At 72.5% G+C, this 20,971-nt stretch carries 18 protein-coding genes; 10 read left to right on the top strand and 8 right to left on the bottom strand.

Annotation, left to right across the window (positions count from 1 at the left end; translation table 11 throughout):
• Positions 1 to 34: 34 nt before the first annotated feature.
• The gene (locus tag NAEX_RS29260) at positions 35 to 829 is read left to right on the top strand and encodes a hypothetical protein (protein ID WP_143825648.1); all 795 of its coding nucleotides are present in this window, start codon (positions 35 to 37) and stop codon (positions 827 to 829) included.
• Positions 826 to 1,707 carry a DNA-methyltransferase gene (locus tag NAEX_RS29255; protein ID WP_096330770.1) on the top strand — a complete coding sequence of 294 codons (882 nt, stop codon included), beginning with the start codon at positions 826 to 828 and terminating at the stop codon, positions 1,705 to 1,707. Before NAEX_RS29260 ends, NAEX_RS29255 begins: the two co-directional genes overlap by 4 nt.
• Before the next feature lie 673 nt (positions 1,708 to 2,380).
• Here NAEX_RS29255 and NAEX_RS29245 read toward each other — a convergent pair.
• Entirely contained in the window at positions 2,381 to 3,523 is a 1,143-nt protein-coding gene (locus NAEX_RS29245) for an acyl-CoA dehydrogenase family protein (protein ID WP_096330768.1), read from the bottom strand.
• A 20-nt stretch (positions 3,524 to 3,543) separates the two neighbouring features.
• Positions 3,544 to 4,029: a thioredoxin family protein gene (locus tag NAEX_RS29240; protein WP_245913825.1), complete on the bottom strand. Its 486-nt coding sequence runs from the start codon at positions 4,027 to 4,029 to the stop codon at positions 3,544 to 3,546.
• Between the two features lie 56 nt (positions 4,030 to 4,085).
• On the opposite strand from NAEX_RS29240, the gene NAEX_RS29235 reads away from it, so the two are divergent.
• Both NAEX_RS29235 and NAEX_RS29230 read left to right on the top strand, forming a co-directional pair.
• The gene (locus tag NAEX_RS29235) at positions 4,086 to 4,904 is read left to right on the top strand and encodes a L,D-transpeptidase family protein (protein ID WP_100792853.1); all 819 of its coding nucleotides are present in this window, start codon (positions 4,086 to 4,088) and stop codon (positions 4,902 to 4,904) included.
• A gap of 158 nt (positions 4,905 to 5,062) precedes the next feature.
• A complete protein-coding gene (locus NAEX_RS29230) occupies positions 5,063 to 6,736 on the top strand; it encodes a ferritin-like domain-containing protein (RefSeq protein WP_143140378.1) in 1,674 nt (557 codons plus the stop codon).
• Between the two features lie 115 nt (positions 6,737 to 6,851).
• Here NAEX_RS29230 and NAEX_RS29225 read toward each other — a convergent pair whose 3' ends face one another.
• Both NAEX_RS29225 and NAEX_RS29220 read right to left on the bottom strand, forming a co-directional pair.
• A complete protein-coding gene (locus NAEX_RS29225; RefSeq protein ID WP_143140377.1) occupies positions 6,852 to 7,454 on the bottom strand; it encodes a hypothetical protein in 603 nt (200 codons plus the stop codon).
• A 67-nt stretch (positions 7,455 to 7,521) separates the two neighbouring features.
• Entirely contained in the window at positions 7,522 to 8,418 is an 897-nt protein-coding gene (locus NAEX_RS29220; RefSeq protein ID WP_096330764.1) for a DUF4241 domain-containing protein, read from the bottom strand.
• A gap of 418 nt (positions 8,419 to 8,836) precedes the next feature.
• On the opposite strand from NAEX_RS29220, the gene NAEX_RS29215 reads away from it, so the two are divergent.
• From NAEX_RS29215 to NAEX_RS29200, 4 genes are all read left to right on the top strand, one after another.
• Entirely contained in the window at positions 8,837 to 9,628 is a 792-nt protein-coding gene (locus NAEX_RS29215; protein WP_096330763.1) for a mechanosensitive ion channel domain-containing protein, read from the top strand.
• Between the two features lie 221 nt (positions 9,629 to 9,849).
• A complete protein-coding gene (locus NAEX_RS29210; RefSeq protein WP_096330762.1) occupies positions 9,850 to 10,563 on the top strand; it encodes a metallophosphoesterase family protein in 714 nt (237 codons plus the stop codon).
• Between the two features lie 456 nt (positions 10,564 to 11,019).
• Entirely contained in the window at positions 11,020 to 11,772 is a 753-nt protein-coding gene (locus NAEX_RS29205) for a helix-turn-helix domain-containing protein (protein ID WP_096330761.1), read from the top strand.
• 322 nt (positions 11,773 to 12,094) lie between these two features.
• Positions 12,095 to 12,454 (top strand): Mpo1-like protein, encoded by a 360-nt coding sequence (locus tag NAEX_RS29200; protein ID WP_096330760.1) that lies wholly within the window; start codon positions 12,095 to 12,097, stop codon positions 12,452 to 12,454.
• Between the two features lie 31 nt (positions 12,455 to 12,485).
• Here the strand turns inward: NAEX_RS29200 and NAEX_RS29195 are convergent, their stop codons facing one another.
• On the bottom strand, positions 12,486 to 12,905 hold the full coding sequence (locus tag NAEX_RS29195) for a YciI family protein (protein ID WP_096330759.1): 420 nt from the start codon (positions 12,903 to 12,905) through the stop codon (positions 12,486 to 12,488).
• Between the two features lie 369 nt (positions 12,906 to 13,274).
• A complete protein-coding gene (locus NAEX_RS29190) occupies positions 13,275 to 14,006 on the bottom strand; it encodes a metallophosphoesterase (protein WP_096330758.1) in 732 nt (243 codons plus the stop codon).
• 111 nt (positions 14,007 to 14,117) lie between these two features.
• On the opposite strand from NAEX_RS29190, the gene NAEX_RS50860 reads away from it, so the two are divergent.
• Positions 14,118 to 15,251 (top strand): hypothetical protein, encoded by a 1,134-nt coding sequence (locus NAEX_RS50860; RefSeq protein WP_170136097.1) that lies wholly within the window; start codon positions 14,118 to 14,120, stop codon positions 15,249 to 15,251.
• A gap of 1,205 nt (positions 15,252 to 16,456) precedes the next feature.
• Complete coding sequence (locus NAEX_RS29175; protein WP_096330756.1) at positions 16,457 to 18,121, top strand: alkaline phosphatase D family protein; 1,665 nt, start codon at positions 16,457 to 16,459, stop codon at positions 18,119 to 18,121.
• An 88-nt stretch (positions 18,122 to 18,209) separates the two neighbouring features.
• Here NAEX_RS29175 and preA read toward each other — a convergent pair whose 3' ends face one another.
• Complete coding sequence (gene preA, locus NAEX_RS29170) at positions 18,210 to 19,502, bottom strand: NAD-dependent dihydropyrimidine dehydrogenase subunit PreA (RefSeq protein WP_096330755.1); 1,293 nt, start codon at positions 19,500 to 19,502, stop codon at positions 18,210 to 18,212.
• Positions 19,503 to 19,516: 14 nt separating this feature from the next.
• Entirely contained in the window at positions 19,517 to 20,839 is a 1,323-nt protein-coding gene (locus tag NAEX_RS29165) for an NAD(P)-dependent oxidoreductase (RefSeq protein ID WP_096330754.1), read from the bottom strand.
• Positions 20,840 to 20,971 lie beyond the last annotated feature (132 nt).

The following is a 20,971-nucleotide window of genomic DNA, read 5'->3' as shown; positions in this document are numbered from 1 at the left end:
CGGCCCGACCAGCCAGAACAAGATCGTCACGACCATGCGCGGCACCGAGGTCGTGTCCGACTCCACCAATGTGCTCGTGCTCGAGTGTGCCCGTCGGCTGCGACGCGATCCCGACACACCTGTCCGATTGGCCACCTGCCAGCGCGTCGTCCGGGCCCAGCAAGTCCCCCGGCGCCCCGGCTACTCGCATCACTTCAAGCTGTTCGTGCTGGCGACGGCCCGGCGACAGACGCGAGACCACGGCTTCGTGGTGGACGCCCTGATCGAGCATGTGCGCACCCTGCTGGCCGGCTTCGACGAATTGACCCAGGAAGGCCACACATTCGGCCGACGGTCCGTGCGACTTCTGGCCACCGCCGCTCGTAGCGCCCTCGCCGATCGCATCGCCGAGCAATTGGCACCAGTCGTCGACGTCGTCCGCGGGCCGCTCGATCACCCGTATTACGACGGTCTGCGCTTCATGATCGAGGTCGAGGCGCCGGACGGCAGCATCGTCCCGATCGCCGACGGCGGCGCCTTCGACTGGCTCGGCCGGCTGACCGCCAACCGCCGACTGGTGTTCGTGGCGAGCGGTCTCGGCACCCAGTTGGTGGTCCTGTTGTTCCGGCGGCAGGTCCGCCTCTTTACAGTCGCGGAAGCGACAGTCATCATTCGCCGGGCGTGGCCGTGGATCCCTCCGACCTCGATCGGCCAGATGGTCCCCGGGACCGCGACGCCGACGGTCTCCGGCGCGTCGCCGTCGGTTCGGCGCCTTCGCCGTCGGCGCCGCCGACGACCGCGCACGGTCGGCACAATGGCGCTCAGGACCTGTCCGAACCGCCATCTATGAACATTGCCCATCCGCTGCGGCCGCTGCTCCGGGCCGGCGCGGCGCGGGTCGTCCCGCGGCTGTCCGGCCCCCGAGCAAATGTCCCTTGGGCCATCCTCCACGGCGACGTGCGCGACGGCCTGGCCGCGCTGGCCGACGACTCGATCGCCTGCATCGTCACCAGCCCGCCGTACTTCTGGCAGCGCGACTACGGCGTCGCCGGCCAGCTCGGCCACGAGCCGACGATCGCCGCCTACGTCGCCTCGATGCGCGACGTGTTCGCCGCCGCCAAGCGCGTGCTCAAGAAGGACGGCGCGCTGTTCCTCAACCTCGGCGACACCTACTACTCGGCCAAGGGTCGGCCGCACGGGCGCGACGACAAGCACCGCGGGCGCATGCTCGCGCGCAGCACCCTGCGCGCGGTCGACGGCCCCGGCCTCGGCCTGCCGCGCAAGAGCCTGATCGGCATCCCCTGGCGGGTCGCGCTCGCCCTGCAGGACGACGGCTGGACCCTGCGCAGCGACATCATCTGGAAGCGCCCGGCCACCATGCCGGAGCCGACCGCCCGCGACCGCCCGTGGAACACCCACGAGCACGTGTTCCTGTTCTCCCTCGCCCCCCGCTACCACTTCGACCGCGGCGCCCTCCAGGGCGAGGAGGACATCTGGCAGATCACCGCCCGCCCCGACAACCCCGCCGCCCACTTCGCCCCCTTCCCCGCCGCCCTCGCCGAGCGCTGCATCCGCGCCGGCTGCCGCCCCGGCGGCGTCGTCCTCGACCCCTTCGCCGGCTCCGGCACCACCCTCCTGGCCGCCCGCGCCCTCGGCCACCCCGCCATCGGCATCGAGCTGTCGCAGAGCTACTGCGACGCCATGGCCGTGGCCCTCGGCTCGACATGACACCCGCGACGTGTCGAAAGGCGCATGCCCGATCGGCCATGCCCTCTTCGACATGTCCTCTCGCTCACCCGTCTCCCCCGAGCGAGCGTCGAGTTTGAAAGGACTCGGCGCACGAACGGGTCGCTGAACTTCGGGTCGGTCCGCAGCGCCTCGTCGGTGAGCGTGCCGAGGAACGCCACCAGCGCGCGCTTCTCGGCCGGCGTCAGGTTCATGCGCCGGGGCTGCTGGTCCGGCCCGCGCAGCCGCGGGTCGAGGTTCGGGTGGGGCTCGATACCGCTGTCGTAGTGGTCGATCACCTCGGCCGGGGTCGTAAACCGCCCGTCGTGCGTGTACGGCCCCGTGACCGATGTCGCGCAGCGACGACGACTTGAACCGCCCGTCGTCGGCCGGGTCGCCGGTGACGTCGCCGACCCCGTTGTCGACCTCGACCGGCCCGGCGTCGAGCCCGTTGTTGAGCGGCTCCAGCGGCATGAAGACCGCCTGGTTGGCGAAGTCCTGCCCGGGCGGCGGCGGCGGGCCGGCGAGGTGGCAGGCCACGCAGGCGGTGCGCACGAGCCGTCGCCCGCGCTCCCGGATCTGCAACCACCGCGGGCACTTCCACCGCCCCGGCGATCTTCGCCGCCGCGGCCCCGGCAGATCCCGCCGACCGCGTGCGGCGGATCCTGCCGACCGTCTACAGCCCCATCTGCTTGGCGATGATGATCTTCATGACCTCGTTCGTGCCGGCGAAGATCCGCTGCACCCGCGCATCCATGTAGGCGCGCGAGATCGGGTACTCGAGCATGTAGCCGTAGCCGCCGAACATCTGCAGGCAGGCGTCGACCACCCGGCCCAGCATCTCGGTCTGCCACAGCTTGGCCATCGAGCACTCCTTCACCAGGTACTCGCCCGCCATGTGCTCGGCGATCAGGCGGTCGAGGAACGCCCGCCCGACCTCGACCTCGGTCGCGCACTCGGCCAGCTTGAACTGCGTGTTCTGGAACTTCGAGATCGGCCGGCCGAACGCCTTGCGCTCGCCCACGTACGCCAGCGTGTCGGCGAGCACCACCTCGGCGCCGGCCTGGGCGCCGATCGCCACCACCAGCCGCTCCTGCTGCAGCTTCTGCATCAACATGAGGAAGCCGGCGCCGGGCGAGCCGAGGATGTTGTCGGCGGGGATCCGGCACTCCTCGAAGAACAGCTCGGAGGTGTCCTGCGAGTACATGCCGGCCTTCTTGAGCTTCTTGCCGCGAACAAAGCCCGGGCGATGACCCTCGACCACGAACAGCGACAGGTTCTGGTGCGGGTTGTCGGAGCTCTCCGAGCGGGCCGCGACCACGCACAGGTCGCACAGGATCCCGTTCGAGATGAACGTCTTGGCCCCGTTGATCACGTACTCGTCGCCCTCGCGGCGCGCCGTGGTCGCGATCGACGCCAGGTCCGAGCCCGTGCCCGGCTCGGTCATCGCGATCGCCGTCACCAGCTCGCCCGACACGCAGCCGGGCAACCACTTTTTCTTCTGCTCGTCGGTGCCGAAGGTGGCGATGTACGGCACGACGATGTCGCTGTGCAGCGGCAGCGCGAAGCCCGACTCGTGGACCTTCGCCAGCTCCTCGATGACGATCACCGAGTGCAGGAAGTCGCCGCCCGGCCCGCCGAGCTCCTCCGGCAGCCACGGGCACAAGAGGCCCGCCGCGCCGGCCTTGCGCCACGTCTCGCGGTCGACGATCCCCTCCTCCATCCACCGCTCCTGATGCGGCACCACCTCGCGGGCGAAGAACTCCCGCGCCGTCGCGCGGAACAGGTCGTGTTCGGGGGAGAAGAGGCTTCGCTTCATCGCGCCCTCTTATCGCACAACTACAGGAACGGGGCGACCACCGCTTCCAGCTGCGGCCCGAACACCGCACCCGGCTGACGGAACGCCAGCTCGCCGCCGCGGTAGACGCACAGCGTCGGGATCGACTGGATCTGCAGCGCCGCCGCCGTCTGCCGGTGCTGCTCCGTGTCGAGCTTCAGCACCAGCAGCTTGCCCGCGTGGCGGGCCGCCAGGTCGGCGATGTGCGGCGCCAGCTGCCGGCACGGCCCGCACCACGGGGCCCAGAAGTCGACCAGCACCGGCACCGGCGCGCTGGCCACCGCGCGCTGCAGCTCCGCGTCGCTCACGTCCTGCGGCTGCCCGGTGGTGTCGAGCTTCTGCTTGCAGCGGCCGCACTTCGGCGCGTCGAAGCGGCGCTCGGCCGCGATCTTGTTCAACTGTCCGCACGCCCCGCACCGGAAGAACAGCGCCTCGCTCATCGTCATCACCTCGCCGCGCGTCTGCGCGCCGGGAAAACTAGTCGCCACCGTCGACTCTGGCAACCCGAACGAATCTCGCGAGCCGCGTGTGCGTACCAGTGCCCGTGCCCCGCCTCAGCCCGGTCGTCGCCCTCGCCGCGCTCGTCTGCTCCGCCCCGCTGATGCCCGCCGCCGAGGCCCACGCCGGCGACTTCCTGCAGCGACAGCGCCGCTACCCGCGGGTCGAGGCCGCGCTCGAGCGGCACGAGGACGCGCTCGTCGATCGCTTCCGCGCCGCCGGCGCGGCGTGGCCCCCGCGGGGCCTGTTCATCCGCAGCTTCAAGGAAGAGGCCGTCACCGAGCTGTGGGCCGCGCCCGAGCGCCGGGGCGATCCGCACGTGCTGGTGCGCACCTTCCCGGTCTGCCGGAAGAGCGGCGTGCTCGGCCCCAAGCGGCGCGAGGGTGACTGGCAGGTCCCCGAGGGTTTCTACCGCGTCAGCCTGTTCAACCCGAGCAGCAGCTATCACCTCTCGCTCGGCGTCAGCTACCCCAACGCCGCCGACCGCCATCACAGCGCCGGCCAGCCGCCCGGCGGCGCCATCATGATCCACGGCGATTGCGTCACCGTCGGCTGCATCCCGCTGCGCGACGGTCCGATCGAGGAGCTCTACCTCGCCGCCGTGTTCGCCCGCGACGCCGGCCAGCGCGACATCCCGATCCACATCTTCCCGTGCCGGCTCGACGAGCCGACCTGCCAGGCCCGCCTGGCCGCCGAGTCCGCCGCCCGCCCCGAGCTCGCCGCGTTCTGGGACGGCCTCGTGCCCGGCTACCTCGCCTTCCTCCAGACCGGCGCCCCGCCGCGCGTGGTCGCCGACAAGACCGGCGTCTACCGGCTCGACCCGCCCCCCCGCGAGCGCCGGCCGCTGATCGCCGCCAGCGATTGACATGTCCTTCCAGACATGTCTTTAGACACATGTACCCCACGCTTCGTTTCACGCCATGTCGTGACCGGGCGCGATCGGGACCGCCCTGACGCTCGCGGTCACGCCCGGCTGCAGGGACCGGACTTGCCGCGCGGCATGAATCGGGCCAGCATGCCCGCATGCTTGTTTACCTCCATACACGTATCGAGCCGCTGCGGCTCTCGCTCTTCCTGGCGATGGGCCTGCTCGGCGCTTGCGGCGACGACGGCGCGACCTCGGCGGGCACCGACAACGGGACCAGCACCGGCACGACGCAGTCCACCACCGACGGCACCGGCACCCCCACCGGCACCACCGACACCACCGGCGCCCCGACCACCGGCATGACCGGCACCTCGGAGACCGGCACCGACACCACCTCCTCCCCCACCACGTCGACGACGACCACGACCACCGGCGAGACCACCGCCGTCAGCGCGACGACGCTCGACACCACCACGCTCGACACCACCGCCACCAGCGACACGACCACCACCACGAGCACCACCGGCGACACCGACACCGACACCGGCGACCCCGAGTGCACCGTGCTCATGCAGGGCATGACCGATCCGCCGGTGCCCTCGGGGTGGGTCAAGTGCGGCGACAAGCTGCCCCACCGCGTCGAGGCCGAGGTGTGCCTCGTGCCCGCGCCGCCGTCGACCTGCCAGCTGGACGGCCAGCCGTGCAAGACCAACGACGACTGCACCGACCTCCCGTTCGGCTCGTGCCAGCAGTTCAACGTCGGCTTCGAGGGCTGCGGCTGCTCCTACGGCTGCGAGTCCGACGCCGACTGCGACCCCGGCTTCGTGTGCCGCTGCGGCGGCGACATCCTCGGCGCGACGTCGCAGTGCGTCCCCTCCGAGTGCACCAGCGACGCCGACTGCGGCGACCAGCTGTGCCAGTTCTCGCAGTCGATGGGTTACGACTGCGCCGCCGAGGTCGTCAACGGCGCCTGCACCACGCCCAACGACCTGTGCGACACCGACCCGCCGTGCGGCGACACCCCGTGCGCCTACAACACCGACGCCGACGTCTGGGAGTGCTCGCTGGTCGCCTGCGGCCGCCCGTTCATGGTCGAGGACCACGCCGTCACCGCGCCCGCCGCGGCGCGCGACGACTGGCGCGCCGTGGCCTCGGTGCCGCTGGCGCCCGCGGAGCTGCGCGCGGCCCTGGCGGCCCACTGGACGCAGATCGCGCTGGCCGAGCACGCCTCGGTCGCCTCGTTCGCGCGTCACGTCCTGCAGCTCCTCGCCGTCGGCGCGCCGCCGGAGTTCGTGCTCGACACCCAGCGGGCGCTCGCCGACGAGGTCGAGCACGCGCGCCTGTGCTTCGCGCTGGCCAGCAGCTACGGCGGCGCCGGCGTCGGCCCGGGCCCGCTCGCGCAGGCGCACGAGCCCGGCGCGACCGACCTCGAGGCGGTGGTCGCCGCCGTGATCCGCGAGGCCTGCGTCGGCGAGACGCTGTCCGCCCTCGAGGCCCGCGAGGCCGCCGAGCGCGCCGAAGATCCGGGCCTGCGCCGGATCCTCGCGCGGATCGCCGACGACGAGCAGCGCCACGCCGAGCTCGGCTGGCGCTTCGTCCGCTGGGCCCGCGAGCAGCTCGGCGACGACGCCCGCGCCCGCACCGACGCGGTGTTCGCCGCCGCCGTCGCCGACGCAGCCGAAGCCGCCGGCCACATGTCCCGAGAGCCAGGCACCCCCGAGCTCCGCGCCCACGGCGTCGTCGACGCCCCCCTGCGCGCCTCGGTGTGGCTGCGCGGCCTCGAGGGCCTGGTCAACCCCGCCGCCGCCGCCCTCCGCGCCGCCGCCTGAGCGATCGGACATGCCGCCGAGGACATGCCTTCGAGAGCATGTCCTCGGCGACATGCCGTCCAGGACATCTCCGGAGCGTCGACGCGGGCGGCCTGCGAGCCCGGGGCGAGCGGCTTCAGCTCCCGCGGCGCACCTTCGCCAGCACCGCGGCCATCTGCGCGTCGTCGGCGTAGAACTCCGCCACTCCGCTGCAGTCGGCGATCGACTCCGCCAGCGCCCCCGCGTCGTGCATCCCGTGGGCCAGCAGGTGGGCCAGGCGGCCCTCGACCTGCGGGCGCGAGCGCGGCGTCACCAGCTCGAGCAGCCCGTCCTGCAGCAAGAGGGCCACGATCGCGGCCGCCCGGCGGTCGGCCGCGTCGTCCGGCGTCGGCTCGTCCGGCCCCTCCTCCTCTTCCTCGTCGAGCCCGAGCAGCACCGACACGTGGGCCAGGATGTCCTCCGCGGTGTCCATCGGATCGTCCTCGTCCGCGTCCTCGCCGTCGTCCTCGTACCCCTCCTCATCCTCCTCCGGCGGCAGCGGCTCCTCGTAGCAATGCACCGCCGTCGCCGAGATCACCACCACCAGCGTCGCCGGCGCGACGAAGCGGAGCTCCTGGTCGCCGCGGCCGCCGACGATCGACGCCACCGGGAACGCCTCCGACACCGACTCCGCCAGCATCACCGGATTGACCCGCAGCTCCGCCGGGATCGCCCTCGAATCGAGCAAGCGCCGTGACACCGCCGCAGCATACCCCGACTTCGCCGGGCTCGCTGCGATCCTCGCTCGACCTGTCCCATCAGACAGCTCAAGCCGGCGACAGCGGCCGCGAGCCCGTCACGATCCGCACTACCAGCGCCGCCTCGGCCGGCACCTCGCGCAGGTCGACGCGGAACACCCGTCGGTCGTAACCCCGGAAGTGGCGGCGGATCCACTGTTCCGGCGCCCCCTCGGCGCCCGTCAGCCGCACGTGCAATTGATGTTCGGCGGGCAGTTGCGTGCCGCGGACCTCGAGCCAGCGCGGCCTCAGCCACGGCACCCGCAGCGTCACTCCACGGGCCGCCAGCGCCGGCGCCTCCACCCGCCCGCGCCCTCGCGGCCGCGGCACCACGAAGCGCTCGAACACCGAGCCGATCAGCACATCGAAGTCGATCGCCAGCGCCACCGCGCGCCCGTCGGCGTCGAGGCCCCAGTAGCTGGCGTAGATCCCGTCGCCGTAGCCCGACGAGAACGCCACCACCGCGCACCCCTCGACCTCGACGCGGCCCCACGTCCAGCCGCCGCGATCGTGCGCGTCGAGCAGCGCCAGCAGCTCCTCGCTCTTCGCCTCCGTCGCCAGCCCCGCGATCGCCTCCGGGCTGGCGAACGCCGCCGTGCCCGCGTCGACCCCGAACACCACGTCGGCCTCGACCCACTGCGCGATCGGCCTGTCCGCCAGGATCACGCGGGCCGCCGCCACTCGCTCGTCGTTCGCCGCCACGCGGGCGATCGCCAACTCGACCCGCCCGCGCCCGGCGAACCCGCTGCCCTCCGGCGGCGTCACCGGCTGCAACTCGCTCGCCAGCGGATCGCCGATCGCCACGCCCGCGAGCTCGAGCTCGCCGAGCGACTCCACGCGCACCGCGATCGTCCCCCCGTCGTCGTCGCGGAACATTCGCCCCGGCGTCATGAAGGCCAGCTCGAGATCGGTGCGCGCGGACGTCACGGCCGCGCTCTACTCCGAATCCTCCCTCTCCGGCAATCGCCCGCGGGAGGCTCCGGGGAGCCGGGCACCCTCGGCGGCCACGTCATGGCCCCGCGCGATCGGCGGCCTCGCCGACAGCTCCCGAGGACCGCGCGATCTGGGGGCTCGGCAGCGACGCCGCCCCCTACGTCGGCTCGGCCATGGTCGAGACCGACGTCGGCCTCGCCCCCCGAGCCGACCCGCGACATCCCGCCCTCGGACTCGCACGGCGAGCCGCGAAAGCTGCCCGGCGCCGCGCGGAGGCTCGACCAGCTCCTGCGCGCCGGCGTGGTCGAGATCGTCGGCGACGGGGTCTGCGACCCCGAGTGAGCGCCCGCGAGCGGCCGTCGCGCGCGGGCTTCATCCGCGCCGGCGATCCGTGGCATCCTCGGCCTGACGCATGCTCGTGGCCCTGGCCATCGACCCGCTGAGCGCCTCGACCTCGCTGATCGCCCGCCTGTTCCCGGTGGTCTACATCGGCGGCCTGGTCGCGCTGGGCCTCCTGGTCTCGTTCGTGCTGCGCAAGCTCGCCACCGTCGAGGCCTTCCGTCAGGTCCACCCGTGGATCCCGCTGCTCCACCTCGCGGTGTGGCTGCCGCTCGTGTGGCTGCTGCAGCACCGCTTCGTGCCCGCGGCCAGCGGCGCCGACTGGTGGTCGCGCGGCCTGTGGCTGCTGGTGTTCGCCGTCGCCGCGCTGCCGTGGCTGCGCAGCGTGTTCCTCGGGGTCGTGTTCGCCGTCGAGGCCCGCTACAAGATCGGCGACGACCTGCGGATCGGCGACGTCGAGGGCCGCCTCGTCGGCGTGGGTCTGCGCGCGATCACCCTGCGCGGCCTCGCCGGCATCGACGCCACCATCCCCTACGAGCGCCTGCTCCGCGAGCCCGTCGTCCGCCTCAACCTCGGCGAGCACGACACTCCCTGCGACCTCACCCTCGACGTCCCCGCCGGCATCGCCCCCGCCCGCGCCGCCGAGCTCGCCCGCCAGGCCGCCGCGCTCAGCCGCTACGCCTCCCCGCGCCGCCCGCCCGAGGTCTTCCTCGCCCCGCGCCAGGGCAGCGCCCTCGACCTGCAGCTGCGCGTCCGCGGCTACCTCTACGACCGCGAGCACGACGACCGCTTCCGCAGCGACCTCGTCGAGCGCCTGCACGCCGCCTTCACCGCCGAGCTCGCCGCGCCTCACCGCGCGCTGTGACGCCGGGCTCATCCTTCTCCGCGCATGCGACTCGCCGCGCCCGCCCGCATCGCCGTCGCAGGCTGCAACCCGCTGTCCCGCCCTCATCCTGATTCACGCGGGCGACTCGCCGCGCGCCCGCTGTCTCGTCTCGCCCTCGCTCCCGACTCACGCAGGCGCTTCGCCGCGCTCCCCGACCCCCGCGTCGCGCCCCCGTCCTCGCCCTCACTCCTGACAGAAGCATGCGACTCGCCGCGCTCAGCGACTTTCACATCGGCGCCCGCGCCGGCATGGACGAGTTCCGCCACGACGAGGCCGTCTTCCTCGAGCGGCTGGCCCGCGTCGTCGACACCCACGACCGCGTCGTCCTCCTCGGCGACATCTGGCAGACCGACCACGACCTGTTCACCGGCCGCCGCGCGGCAGCGCGCCAGCTCCACCTCGCGCGCCGCCGCCTGCCGCGATTGACCCGCGCCCTCGACCGCCTCGACTACGTCCACGGCAACCACGACTTCATCGCCCGCGACGAGCTGGGCGCCGCCTCCGAGCTGCAGATCGACGCCGACGGCTGCCGGATCTTGTTCGTCCACGGCCACCAGTACGACCCGGTGTTCGCCCGCGCCTACGCGGCCGCCCGGGCCGCCACCTGGTGCACCGGCCGCCTGCGCCGCGCCGGCCTCGGCCCCGTGGCCCACTACTTCGAGCAGAAGGACGTCGCCATCAAGCACCGCCGCTTCGGCCACGCCGCCGGCCCCTACGCCGCCGCCGCCCGCGCCCTCATGCGCGAGCGCGGCGCCGCGTTCGTCGTCATGGGCCACACCCACGTCGCCCACGCCCATCACCTGCCCGAAGGGACAGTCGTCAACACCGGCACCTGCTCGGCCGGCCGCTTCACCGTCGTCACCGTCGACACCGCCGCCCGCACCGCCACCATCGCCCACGAGCCGCCGGCGTGACCTGTCCTCGCAGACAGCTCGCCACCACCTGTTCGTTCAAACAGCTTCACCCCGCCGACGCGACATGTCCCCGACGACAGCTCCCGCTCGTTCGGACGGCTTCGGCCCGCTGGCGCGACCCGCCCCCGAACAAGGTCCTCACCGCCTGTCCGTTCCGGCAGCTTCATTCCGCCGGCGCCACATGCCCTTCGAAGACAGCTCTTGCCGCCTGCCGGGCAGCTTCGGCCCGCTGGCGCGACCCGCCCCCGAACAAGGTCCTCACCGCCTGTCTGTTCGGGCAGCTTCAGCCCGCCGGTGTGACATGCCCCCGAAGGCAGCTCCTGCCGCCTGCCGGGCAGCTTCGAGCCACCCGGGCGACCTGCCCCAGAAGACAGGTTCTCGCCGCCTGCCGGTTCGGACGGCTTCGGCCCGTCGCGTGACCGATCCGCGAAGCCAGCCCCCTGTCCCCGTCTGATCATGCAGCTGCCCCTCGTCACCTCGGCCGGCCTGTGGCCTCCGGTGCTCGTCACCGCCGGCCCGGGCGCGCGCAGCGAATCGCACGCGCACCACGCCATGCACCTCGTGCTCGCCCGCGCCGGGACGCTCGCCGTCACCGCGGGCGGCGTCACCGTGCGGGCCGCCGGGATCGTCACCGCGCCCGACCGCGAGCACGCCCTCGACGCGCGCGGCGTCGACATCGTCCTCGTCTTCTTCGACCCCGAGAGCGACGCCGGCGAGCGCCTGCGCGCGGGCCTCGACGCGCCCGTCCGCGCCGTCGAGCCGCCCGAGCGCGACGCCCTGCTCGCCGACCTGCCCGCCGACGCCGGGCCCGAGGCCCTCCACGCCTGGGGCCACGCGGCCGCCGAGCGCCTGTCCCTGAAGACAGCTGTCCCGAGAGTCATCCACCCGCGCGTGCGCAAGCTGCTCCGCGCCCTCCGCGGCGCCGAGCCCGCGGCCGACACCTCCTTGCCGGCCCTCGCCGCCCTCGCCGGCCTGTCCGAGGGCCGGCTCGTCCACGCCTTCCGCGACTCGGTCGGCATCCCGCTGCGCCCCTACCTTCTATGGCTGAAGCTGCAGCGAGCCGTCGTCGCCATGGCCACCGGCGAGCCGCTCGCCCGCGCCGCCCACGCGGCCGGCTTCGCCGACGCCGCCCACATGAGCCGGACCTTCCGCCGCATGTTCGGCATGACCGCCTCCGAGCTGCAGCGCAGCCTGCCGCGCCCGCCGTAGCCCGCGCAAAGCGACGGATCACCGGCCGACTCGGGCTGTCGCTGCGCGATCGGCTCGGTCGCGGCCCGCCGCTCGACGGTCCGGTCGATGGACTCGCCCGAGCCTCGCGGAGCGCCCGCCCTCGCCGGCCCCGTCTTCGTCGCTTCCGCCGCTCGGCCAGCCGCTCCAACCGGTGACTCGCCATCGACCGCTCGCGCAGCTCGAGCACCCGCCATCGCCCCCTCTTCGCCCCGTCCGGCTCTGCCCGGGCCTCGCCCGCGTCCGGTCGATCGTAGCCAGTCCGTTCAAGCCGCCCGCCGGAGCGCCGCGGTACACCCTGCGCATGCGCACCGACCTCCTCGCCTGGCAGTTCGAGCACTACTCGCTGAACCACGCCGACCGCACCAACCTCGCGCTGCACGCCGTGTCCGCCCCGCTGTTCGTGCTCGGCCTGCCGCTGGGCCTCCTCGCCCTCGCCACCGGCCGCTTCGCCCTCGCCGGCGCCGGCCTCGCGCTCGCCGTCCTCGCCGTCGCCGTCCAGGGTCGCGGTCACCGGCGCGAGCAGCACGCCCCGGCCCCGTTCCGCTCGCGCGGCGACCTGCTCGCGCGCCTGGTCGCCGAGCAGTTCGTCACCTTCCCGCGCTTCGTCCTGTCCGGCGGCTTCGCCCGGGCCTGGCGGGGCGCCGGACGGCATGGCTTTTAAAACATGTCCAGGAGGACATGTACTCTGCACCTCACGCCGATCGCTCGACCCCTTGCAGCTCGGGGTACTTCGCCGCGACCGCCTGGACGTCCGCCGGGAAGTCGGCGAGCTCCTGCACCCGCCGGACCTCGATCACCTCGTTGTCCGCGGCGGGGCAGCGCGACGCCCACGCGATCGCCTCCTCGCGCGAAGCGACGTCGATGATCCAGTAGCCGCCGACCACCTCCTTGGCCTCGGCGAACGGCCCGTCGGTCACCCTCGGCTTGCCGCCGGCGAACGACACCCGCGCGCCCGTGGACGGCGGGTGCAGCCCGTCGAGGGCCCGCAGCACGCCGGCCTTCTGCAGCGACTCGTTGTACTCCATCATCGCGGCGACGGCCTCGGCGCTCGGCATCGCGTCGAACGCGGCGGTCTCGTAACCCTTGGGGATCATCAGCATCATGAATCGCATGGTCCTGTTTCCTTTCCGTGGTGTGGTCGGGCCCCCGGTCGCACCCGGTCAGCCCCGCAGCACCTCCACGTCGAACGGCCGCCGGCTCGATCGACACCCCCGCGAAAAATTTTAAAAAAGAATCTCTCCGGACCCCACGGCCCCGAAGCGCCGCGCTCCGCAGCCCTCTTCCATTGGCGCAAAACGCACATCTCCGGGGCCGCGACGGGACGCGCCTCGACCCGGCGCAGCTCGACAGCCGCGTGGCCTGTCTCTACGAACATGCCCCGACGGGCATGGCCGTTGCGCCATCCCTTGGGACCGTCGCGAGGGCCGGCGAGCTCCCGACCCTGCTCGCCCCCGGACTACCTGTCCCGAAGGACAGCCACTTCATCCCCCGTGCGCCGGCACCTGCTCGACGCGGTCCTCGTCCTGGCACCACGCCGTCAGCGGCCCGCCGTACACGCAGCCCGAGTCGAGGCCCATCGTCTTGGGCCCGCGGTAGTGGCCGCGCCACGCCCAGTGCCCGTGGATCACCATCGGCTCGCCGCGGTAGAACTCGTCCCACGGGCGGTACGGCGGCGGGCAGTCCTCGGCCTTGCGGTCGAACTTGCTGCGCTCGCCCGACGCGGTGCAGCAGCGCACGCGCGTCATGAACGACAGCTCGGGCGACTCCAGCCACGCGTCGTCGTGCGGCGCCGCGTTGACCCGCGCGGCGACGGCGTGCAGGTCGGTCCAGCGCGGGTGGAAGCCGGCGTGGACGGCCCACACGTCCGGCCCCTTCGAACCCGGCGCCGCGGGCAGGAATTGCAGCGCCGGCATCGCTCGCAGGCGGGCGAGCAGCTCGGGCCCGTCGGGCGCGGCGAGCAGCGGTCCGAGCGTGTCGTGCTTGCGCGGCCATCGCCCGGCGGCGACCAGCAGCGCGTAGACGTCATGGTTGCCGATCACGCCGCGCCCGCCGACGTCGCGCCACAAGCGGACGGCCCCGAGCGAGTCGGGGCCGCGATTCACCAGGTCGCCGAGGCACCACAGCTCATCCGCCTGCGGGTCGAAGCGGATCTTCCGCAACAGGTCGTCGAACTCCCGGGCGCAACCTTGCAGGTCGCCGATGAACCACCGCATCGTCCGCGCATTGTAGCCGCCTTCCCCCAAGTCGGGAGCGCGGCGCCGCGGAGGACCCTTGCCGGGAAACGAGCTCGGCTGTATAGGCGAACACGGGAGGCTATTACCCGTATGCGAACCGTTTGTTCGACCCCCGGCGGCTGCGCCCGCGTCCTCGCCGCGCTCGCGGTCACCCTCGCCGCTTGCGGCGACGACGCCGGAACCACCGCCACCGCCGGCACGCCGACCACCGCCCCGACCACGCTGCCGCCGCTCACCGCCGGCACCACCGACGGCACCGCCAGCACCACCGACCAGGGCACCGGCACCGCCACCGAGACCGGCGGCCCCACCACGTCGACCGGCAACGCCCCCACCACCAGCACGGGCGACGACACCGGGGCGATCAAGCTCGACCTCGGCCAGCCCGACTTCCCGAGCGACCCGACGGCCGACACCGACGCGGCCAAGGGCTGCACCGCGGTCGACCTGCTGTTCGTGATCGACAACTCGGCCTCGATGGGCAAACACCAGGAGGACCTGAGCGCGGTCTTCCCCGACTTCGTCGACGCGATCATCGCCGCCCTCCCGCCCGGCACCGACCTCCACGTCGGCATGACCACGACGTCCTTCTACGACGGCGGCTGCTCGGAGAGCACGGTCAACTGCGTCAGCCAGTCGAGCGAGCAGGAGATCCTCCAGCACTACGTGGCGCCGCCGGCGACCACCAACGAGAACGGCGGCCAGGGCCGCCTGTTCGAATGGCAAGGTCAGCACTACTTCGCGCTCAACACCGACGAGGACCCCGCCGCGCTCAAGGCGTGGTTCACGGCCGCGGCCACCGCGGCCGGCGAGACCGGCTGCTCGTTCGAGATGCCGGCCGCCGCCGCCGGCTGGGCCGCCGACCCGGCCACGGCGCCGACCAACGCGGGCTTCATCCGCGACGCCGGCGCAGTGCTGGTGGTGTTCGTCCTCACCGACGAGCCCGACAAGTCGCCCGAGCCCGTCAGCCAGTGGGTCGACAAGCTGGCCGCGGCGAAGCAGCAGTGCGGCGGGACCAACTGCATCCTCGCGTCCGGCCTGGTCCCCGGCTTCTGCTACGACAACCCCGGCGACTCGACGCTGAAGACGTTCCTCGAGTCGTTCTCGGCCCCGCCGTTCACCGGCGACATCGACGGCGACCCCAGCGACTACGCGATGGTGGTGGGCGACGCGCTGGCAGGGGTGATCCAGGAGAAGTGCGAGGAGATCGAGCCGCCGGGCTGATCGCCGCCGGTCGTCGCAGCAGGCCGCAGTGCATGCGCTGGGACTTGCTCTGCGCATCGCAGAGGTCGGAACGACCTTGCGCGCGAGCTCGGGCGCTCCGCGATTGTTGACTGCACCTCATGAATTCCGAGTCCGGGTGCTTTGCGACCCAGGTCGGAACGGTTTCGCGAGCGGGTACTGGCGCTTCCCAAAGTGTCGTCTGCGCCTCGCGGGGTTCGGAACTCCTGCGGGAGCCTGGGCGCTGGTGCTTCGCGAATTGCCGACTGCGCCTCGCGGGGGGTCCGGGGAAGGGCCGGCCGCGAGTTGACCGGCAGGATGGACGCTCGTTCCTCGCACCCACCCGCCTCTAATTCGCGGCCGGCCCTTCCCCGGACCCCTGGCACGGCTGCAGCCGTGAGAGGCCGGCCCGCCGTCGTCGGCTTCGATGGCGAATGTCCTGAAGGCCAGGTCACGAGGCGCCTGGTCGACGGCCAGGGCTGGCCGCCGACCAGACGCCTTCTCGCGTCCCTAACGGCGTGTCCTCTCCCGCGGCCAACCTCGCCGTCCGCGAGTCACCTCTCCTCCCGCGACAACAGCCCGTATCCGATCTTCCATCGGAGCCCCTCGACTCAAAACTCTCCCGCGGCGAACCTCGCTTTCAAGGAGTCGCCGTCGTCGCCCCCCCGCCGCCGTAACAGCCCCGCAACCGCCGCCCGTCGTCTGTCCCGGAGGACATGTCCTCCGCTCCTCTGTCACCTGTCCCTGCGGACATGTCTCCCCGCGCCGTCCCGGACGGCCGCGCCGCCTCCGCGCGAGAGCTCGGTGCGGCTCCCGCCTCGACCTCGCGCGCCGCGTCGACGCCGGCCGCCGTCGGCCCTGCCTCGCCGCCTTCGCCGGCCATCGCGCCCGGATCGCGCGCACGCGCCCCCGCGCCCGCCTCGGTCGGCCCTTCGACCGCGCGCGCGCGGCCCGGATCGGCCCCCTCGCTCGCCGGCGCCCCGGTGCCGCCCGCGCCGAGCCACATGGCCTCGAGGACATGCCCCATCCGAAACAACGCAGCGTTCATCGAGCTCTCGCGGGCGCGCGACTTGTAGCGGCAACTTTACCGCCCTCGTCGCCCGCGGGCGCGCCTCGTCTGCGGGGCGAATGCGCGCGACCTGCCTCGACTTCACGCCTGCGTCACCGGTTTGCAACGACTTCGCGTTCGGCTCTACGATCGCCCGCGTATGAGCACGCTTCGTCCGCCGGGCCTCGGCCCGATCATCGGCCACACGACCGACCGTACCTGTCGCCTGTGGATGCAGGCGGCCGCGCTCGACGACCCGCGCAAGATCGTCGCCGACGAGGACCGGCGCACGATCGGCGTCCTCGTCGTCATGCAGAAGGGCGAGCACGTGATCCCGGCGCCGGTGCGGCCGGTGTTCTACTTCCGCCTCCAGCGCGAGTTCGACCGCACCGGCACCTTCATCCTCGGCCTCGAGGCCGGGCTCGGCGGCACCACCCCCGTCTACGCGCTCGAGCCGGACACCACCTACCGCGTGCGCCTCGCCTCGCTCGCGCTCGACGACGCCGAGGACAACGACCTCCGCACCGGCGACCAGGAGCTCGCGGCCACCTTGCCGAACCCGCAGGTGTGGGCGGCCCAGGTCGAGCGCCTGCCCGACGTCGCCTGCGAGGCGGTGTTCCGCACCTGCAGCCCGCGCAGCACCGCCGCGCCGGCCTTCTCCTTCATGCTCGGCTCGTGCCGCTATCCCGGCCTGATGTGGAAGGTCAAGGAGTCCGACCGGATCTTCGGACCCATGTTCGACGAGCTGTCGACCGAGAAGCTCGGCGCGCGGCCCAGCCTCGTGATCATGTGCGGCGACCAGATCTACGCCGACACCTTCCACCGCGCCGTCCCGGTCGGGCTCGCCGACACCCACGCCGAGTTCACCGACCGCTACCAGCAGGCGTTCGGCTCGTTCAACATGCGCAGGCTCTTGCGACATGTCCCGACGTACATGTGCCTCGACGACCACGAGATCGAGGACAACTGGTCGCAGGACCGCCTGCACAAGCCGGGCAAGAAGATCGTGTTCAACCTCGCGATCGGCACCTACATGAGCTATCAGTGGAGCCACTCGCCGCGCAATTACGGCAAGCGGCTCTACTACAGCTTCGTCAGCAGCGGCTACCCGTTCTTCGCCCTCGACTGCCGCACCCAGCGCTACATGGACGACGTGCCCGACACCGTCGACGACAACCACCTGCTCGGCCGGCCCTCGCTCGACCCTGACGAGCCGAGCCAGCTCGACGTCCTGTGCGAGTGGCTGCGCGACCAGCAGGCCGACCGCGGCAACGTGCCCAAGTTCATCATCAGCGCCAGCGTGTTCGCGCCGAACCCGGTGTTCGCGACCCACGGCGCGAGCGTGGCCCACCTCGAGAAGAGCGACGCCTGGCCGGCCTTCCCGCAGACCCGGCGGGCCCTGCTGCAGGCCATCGTCGACAGCAAGATCCAGAACGTCGTGTTCCTGTCGGGCGACGTCCACAGCGCCTCCGTCGCCCGGCTCGAGTTCCGCGGCGGCGGCAGCGAGGACCTGCGCGCCTACTCGCTGGTCTCGTCGGCGTTCTACTGGCCGTTCCCGTTCGCCGACGGCGACCCCGCCGAGTTCGTCCACGACTCCCGCGACCCGCGGACCCCGGACACCTTCGAGATCCGCCCCGGCGTGACGATGGACTACCGCGCCTGGAATTTTTGTAATGACGACAACTTCGCCCGGATCACCGCCGACCGCGCGAGCCACACCCTGACGATGGAGCTGATCGGCCGCGACGGCGCCCCGATCGCCACCAAGGGCCCCTACAAGAAGCCGGTCGACCTGACCAGCCGGCTCGAGCTCGCGCCCTGGTGAGCGCCGAGGGGCATGTCCTCTCAGGCATGCCCTTCGGACCCTGTCGTGTCGGACATGTCACCCGAGACATGTCCTCTCTTCTACAACCTCAGTGCGCGCCCTTCTTCGGCCGCAGCGGCTTGCCCTCGGACACGAACTCGTTCCAGGTCGCCGGCGGAAAGCCGTTGTCGACCGCGGCCATGGTGATGCAGTCGGGCACCGGGCAGACGATCTGGCACAGGTTGCAGCCGACGCACTCCGACTCGTCGACCACCGGCACGCGGGTGCCGGCCTCCTTCGGCGCCGGGTGGATGCACTGGTGGGCGCCGTCGTGGCAGGCGACCACGCAGGCGTGGCAGCCGATGCACTTGCCGGGGTCGATCTTGGCGACCGTCTCGTAGTTGAGGTCGAGCTCGCCCCACTCGGAGAACTGCGGCACCGCCTTGCCGCGCATCTCCTCGATCGTGGAGAAGCCGTGCGAGCGCATGTACTCGGTGAGGCCCTCGATCATGTCGCCGACGACGCGGTAGCCGCGGAGCATGACCTCGGTGCAGACCTGGACCGACGAGCAGCCGAGCAGGATGAACTCGACCGCGTCGCGCCAGTTGGCGACCCCGCCGATGCCGCTGATCGGCAGGCCGAAGTCGGGGTCGCGGGCGAGGCAGCCGATCATGTGCATGGCGATCGGCTTGACCGCGGCGCCGCAGTAGCCGCCGTTGGTCGACAGCCCGCCGACGCGCGGCTCGGGCACGAAGCGGTCGATGTCGACGCCGATCAGGCTCTTGATCGTGTTGATCAGCGAGACCCCGTGGGCCCCGCCGCGCTTGGCGGCCAGCCCGTGCGGGTTGATCTCGTCGACGTTGGGCGTCAGCTTGACCAGCACCGGCACGGTCGAGAACTCGACCGCCCAGCTCGTGATCTTCTCGTTGAGCGCCGGCTCCTGGCCGACCGCCGAGCCCATGCCGCGCTCGCACATCCCGTGCGGACAGCCGAAGTTGAGCTCGAGCCCGTCGGCGCCGGCGTCGATGGCCCGCTTGATGATGTCGCGCCACTCGTCGCGCGTCTCGACCATCAGCGACACGATCACGCCGTGCTTGGGGTAGCGCTTCTTGACCTCGGCGATCTCGCGGAAGTTGACCTCGAGCGGGCGGTCGGTGATGAGCTCGATGTTGTTGAAGCCGATCGCGCGGGTGCCCTTGAAGTGGAGCGCGCCGAACCGCGACGACACGTTCTGGATCGGCGTGCCGAGCGTCTTCCACACCGCCCCGCCCCAGCCGGCGTCGAACGCTCGCATGATCTGCGCGCCCGAGTTGGCGGGCGGCGCCGAGGCGAGCCAGAACGGGTTGGGCGTGACGATCCCGCCGGTGTTCGAGGTCAGGTCGACAGATGTCCCGAAGGCCATGTGGTGTGGATCCTTTACTTGCTCGCGCCCGTCGTGAGCGCCCGATCGATCGCCAGCGCCGCCCGCTTGCCCTCGGCGACCGCGTTGACGACCTCCTTGCCGCCGTTGGCGCAGTCGCCCCCGGCGAACACCCGCGGGTTGCCGGTCGCCCCGTCGGCGTCGACCACGAGGCGCCCGCCCTCGAGCTGCACCCCGTCGAGCCCCGCGACCAGCTCGCCCAGCCGCGCCTGCCCGATCGCCAGCAGCACCAGCTCGGCCGGCACCTCGAACACCTCGCCCGGCAGCGGCCGCTTGTCGGCCCCGAGCTTGACGCAGCGCAGCCCCGCGACCCGCCCTCCGCGGCCGAGGTAGGCCGTCGGTTGCGTGTGCCACAGCGCCCGCACGCCCTCGACCTTGGCCGCCTTCCACTCGTGTTCGTAGCCGCTCATCGACGCCTCGTCGCCGCGGTACAGCATCGTCACCTCGGGCACCCCGAGGCCGACCAGCTCGCGCACCGCGTCGACCGCCGTGTTGCCGCCGCCGACCACCACCGCCCGCTCGACGCCGGCGAGGTCGACGCGGCCGAGCTTGAACTTCTCGATGAACGCGACCGCCCCGTCGATGCCCGCCAGCTCCTTGCCGGGGATGTCGAGCGTGCGGTCGGCCCCGAGCCCGACGCCGATGAACAGCGCGTCGTGGCGGGCCAGCAGCGCGTCCCAGGTGACGTCGCGGCCGACCTGCACGCCGGACTCGACGGCGATCCCGCCGATGCCGAGCACGTAGGCGACCTCGGCGAGAGCGTCGTCGGCGCGCAGCTTGTAGGGCGCGACGCCGGTGGTGTTGAGCCCGCCGAGCCACTTGCCGGCGTCGTAGATCGTGCAGGCGTGGCCGCGCCGGCGCAGCTCGTGCGCGGCGGCCAGCGAGGCGGGGCCGCCGCCGACGAGGCCGACCGAGCGGCCGGTGTCGGGCCCGGGCTCGAAGTAGCGCCAGCCCCCGGCCAGTGCCGCGTCGGTGGCGTAGCGCTGCAGCCGGCCGATGGCGATCGGCGGCGCGTCCATCTCGTTGTACACGCAGGCGCCGACGCACAGGACCTCGACCGGGCACACGCGGGCGCAGCTCATGCCGAAGATGTTGGCGTCGAGGATCGTGCGCGCCGACCCCTTGAGGTTGCCGGTGGAGATCTTGCGGATGAACTCGGGGATATCGATGCCGGTCGGGCACTTCTGCACGCACGGCGCGTCGGCGCAGTAGAGGCACCGGTTGGCCTCGGCGAGCGCCTGCGCCGGGCCGAGCGCGGGCTTGTAGTCGCCGAAGCCGGCCTCGGAGCGGTCCTCGGGGAGCGTGCGTGGATCGACCATCGGGCCTGCGAGCATACACCCGCCCGCACGCCCGCGCGCCTTTTCTCGCGGGCGGACCGGTCTGCTGCAGCGAACGCCCGCCGCCGCCGCGGCCCGAGCCTCGGGACCTGCGCAGGGTCCACGGCGGCTCGA

Origin of the sequence: Nannocystis exedens (assembly GCF_002343915.1) — a bacterium.
Classification (GTDB): Bacteria; Myxococcota_A; Polyangia; order Nannocystales; family Nannocystaceae; genus Nannocystis; species Nannocystis exedens.
Note: the sequence above shows the minus strand (reverse complement) of the source record. Positions and strands in the feature narration are given on the sequence as shown.

What these genes read in the sequence shown, in the direction of transcription:
- NAEX_RS50860 (WP_170136097.1), top strand. Translation starts at nt 14,118, where the DNA reads ATGCGAACCGTTTGTTCGACCCCCGGCGGCTGCGCCCGCGTCCTCGCC.
- NAEX_RS29215 (WP_096330763.1), top strand. Translation starts at nt 8,837, where the DNA reads ATGCTCGTGGCCCTGGCCATCGACCCGCTGAGCGCCTCGACCTCGCTG.
- NAEX_RS29230 (WP_143140378.1), top strand. Translation starts at nt 5,063, where the DNA reads ATGCTTGTTTACCTCCATACACGTATCGAGCCGCTGCGGCTCTCGCTC.
- NAEX_RS29195 (WP_096330759.1), bottom strand. Translation starts at nt 12,905, where the DNA reads ATGCGATTCATGATGCTGATGATCCCCAAGGGTTACGAGACCGCCGCG.
- NAEX_RS29190 (WP_096330758.1), bottom strand. Translation starts at nt 14,006, where the DNA reads ATGCGGTGGTTCATCGGCGACCTGCAAGGTTGCGCCCGGGAGTTCGAC.
- NAEX_RS29200 (WP_096330760.1), top strand. Translation starts at nt 12,095, where the DNA reads ATGCGCACCGACCTCCTCGCCTGGCAGTTCGAGCACTACTCGCTGAAC.
- NAEX_RS29255 (WP_096330770.1), top strand. Translation starts at nt 826, where the DNA reads ATGAACATTGCCCATCCGCTGCGGCCGCTGCTCCGGGCCGGCGCGGCG.
- NAEX_RS29205 (WP_096330761.1), top strand. Translation starts at nt 11,020, where the DNA reads ATGCAGCTGCCCCTCGTCACCTCGGCCGGCCTGTGGCCTCCGGTGCTC.
- NAEX_RS29175 (WP_096330756.1), top strand. Translation starts at nt 16,457, where the DNA reads ATGAGCACGCTTCGTCCGCCGGGCCTCGGCCCGATCATCGGCCACACG.
- NAEX_RS29260 (WP_143825648.1), top strand. Translation starts at nt 35, where the DNA reads ATGCGCGGCACCGAGGTCGTGTCCGACTCCACCAATGTGCTCGTGCTC.
- preA (WP_096330755.1), bottom strand. Translation starts at nt 19,502, where the DNA reads ATGGCCTTCGGGACATCTGTCGACCTGACCTCGAACACCGGCGGGATC.
- NAEX_RS29210 (WP_096330762.1), top strand. Translation starts at nt 9,850, where the DNA reads ATGCGACTCGCCGCGCTCAGCGACTTTCACATCGGCGCCCGCGCCGGC.
- NAEX_RS29245 (WP_096330768.1), bottom strand. Translation starts at nt 3,523, where the DNA reads ATGAAGCGAAGCCTCTTCTCCCCCGAACACGACCTGTTCCGCGCGACG.
- NAEX_RS29165 (WP_096330754.1), bottom strand. Translation starts at nt 20,839, where the DNA reads ATGGTCGATCCACGCACGCTCCCCGAGGACCGCTCCGAGGCCGGCTTC.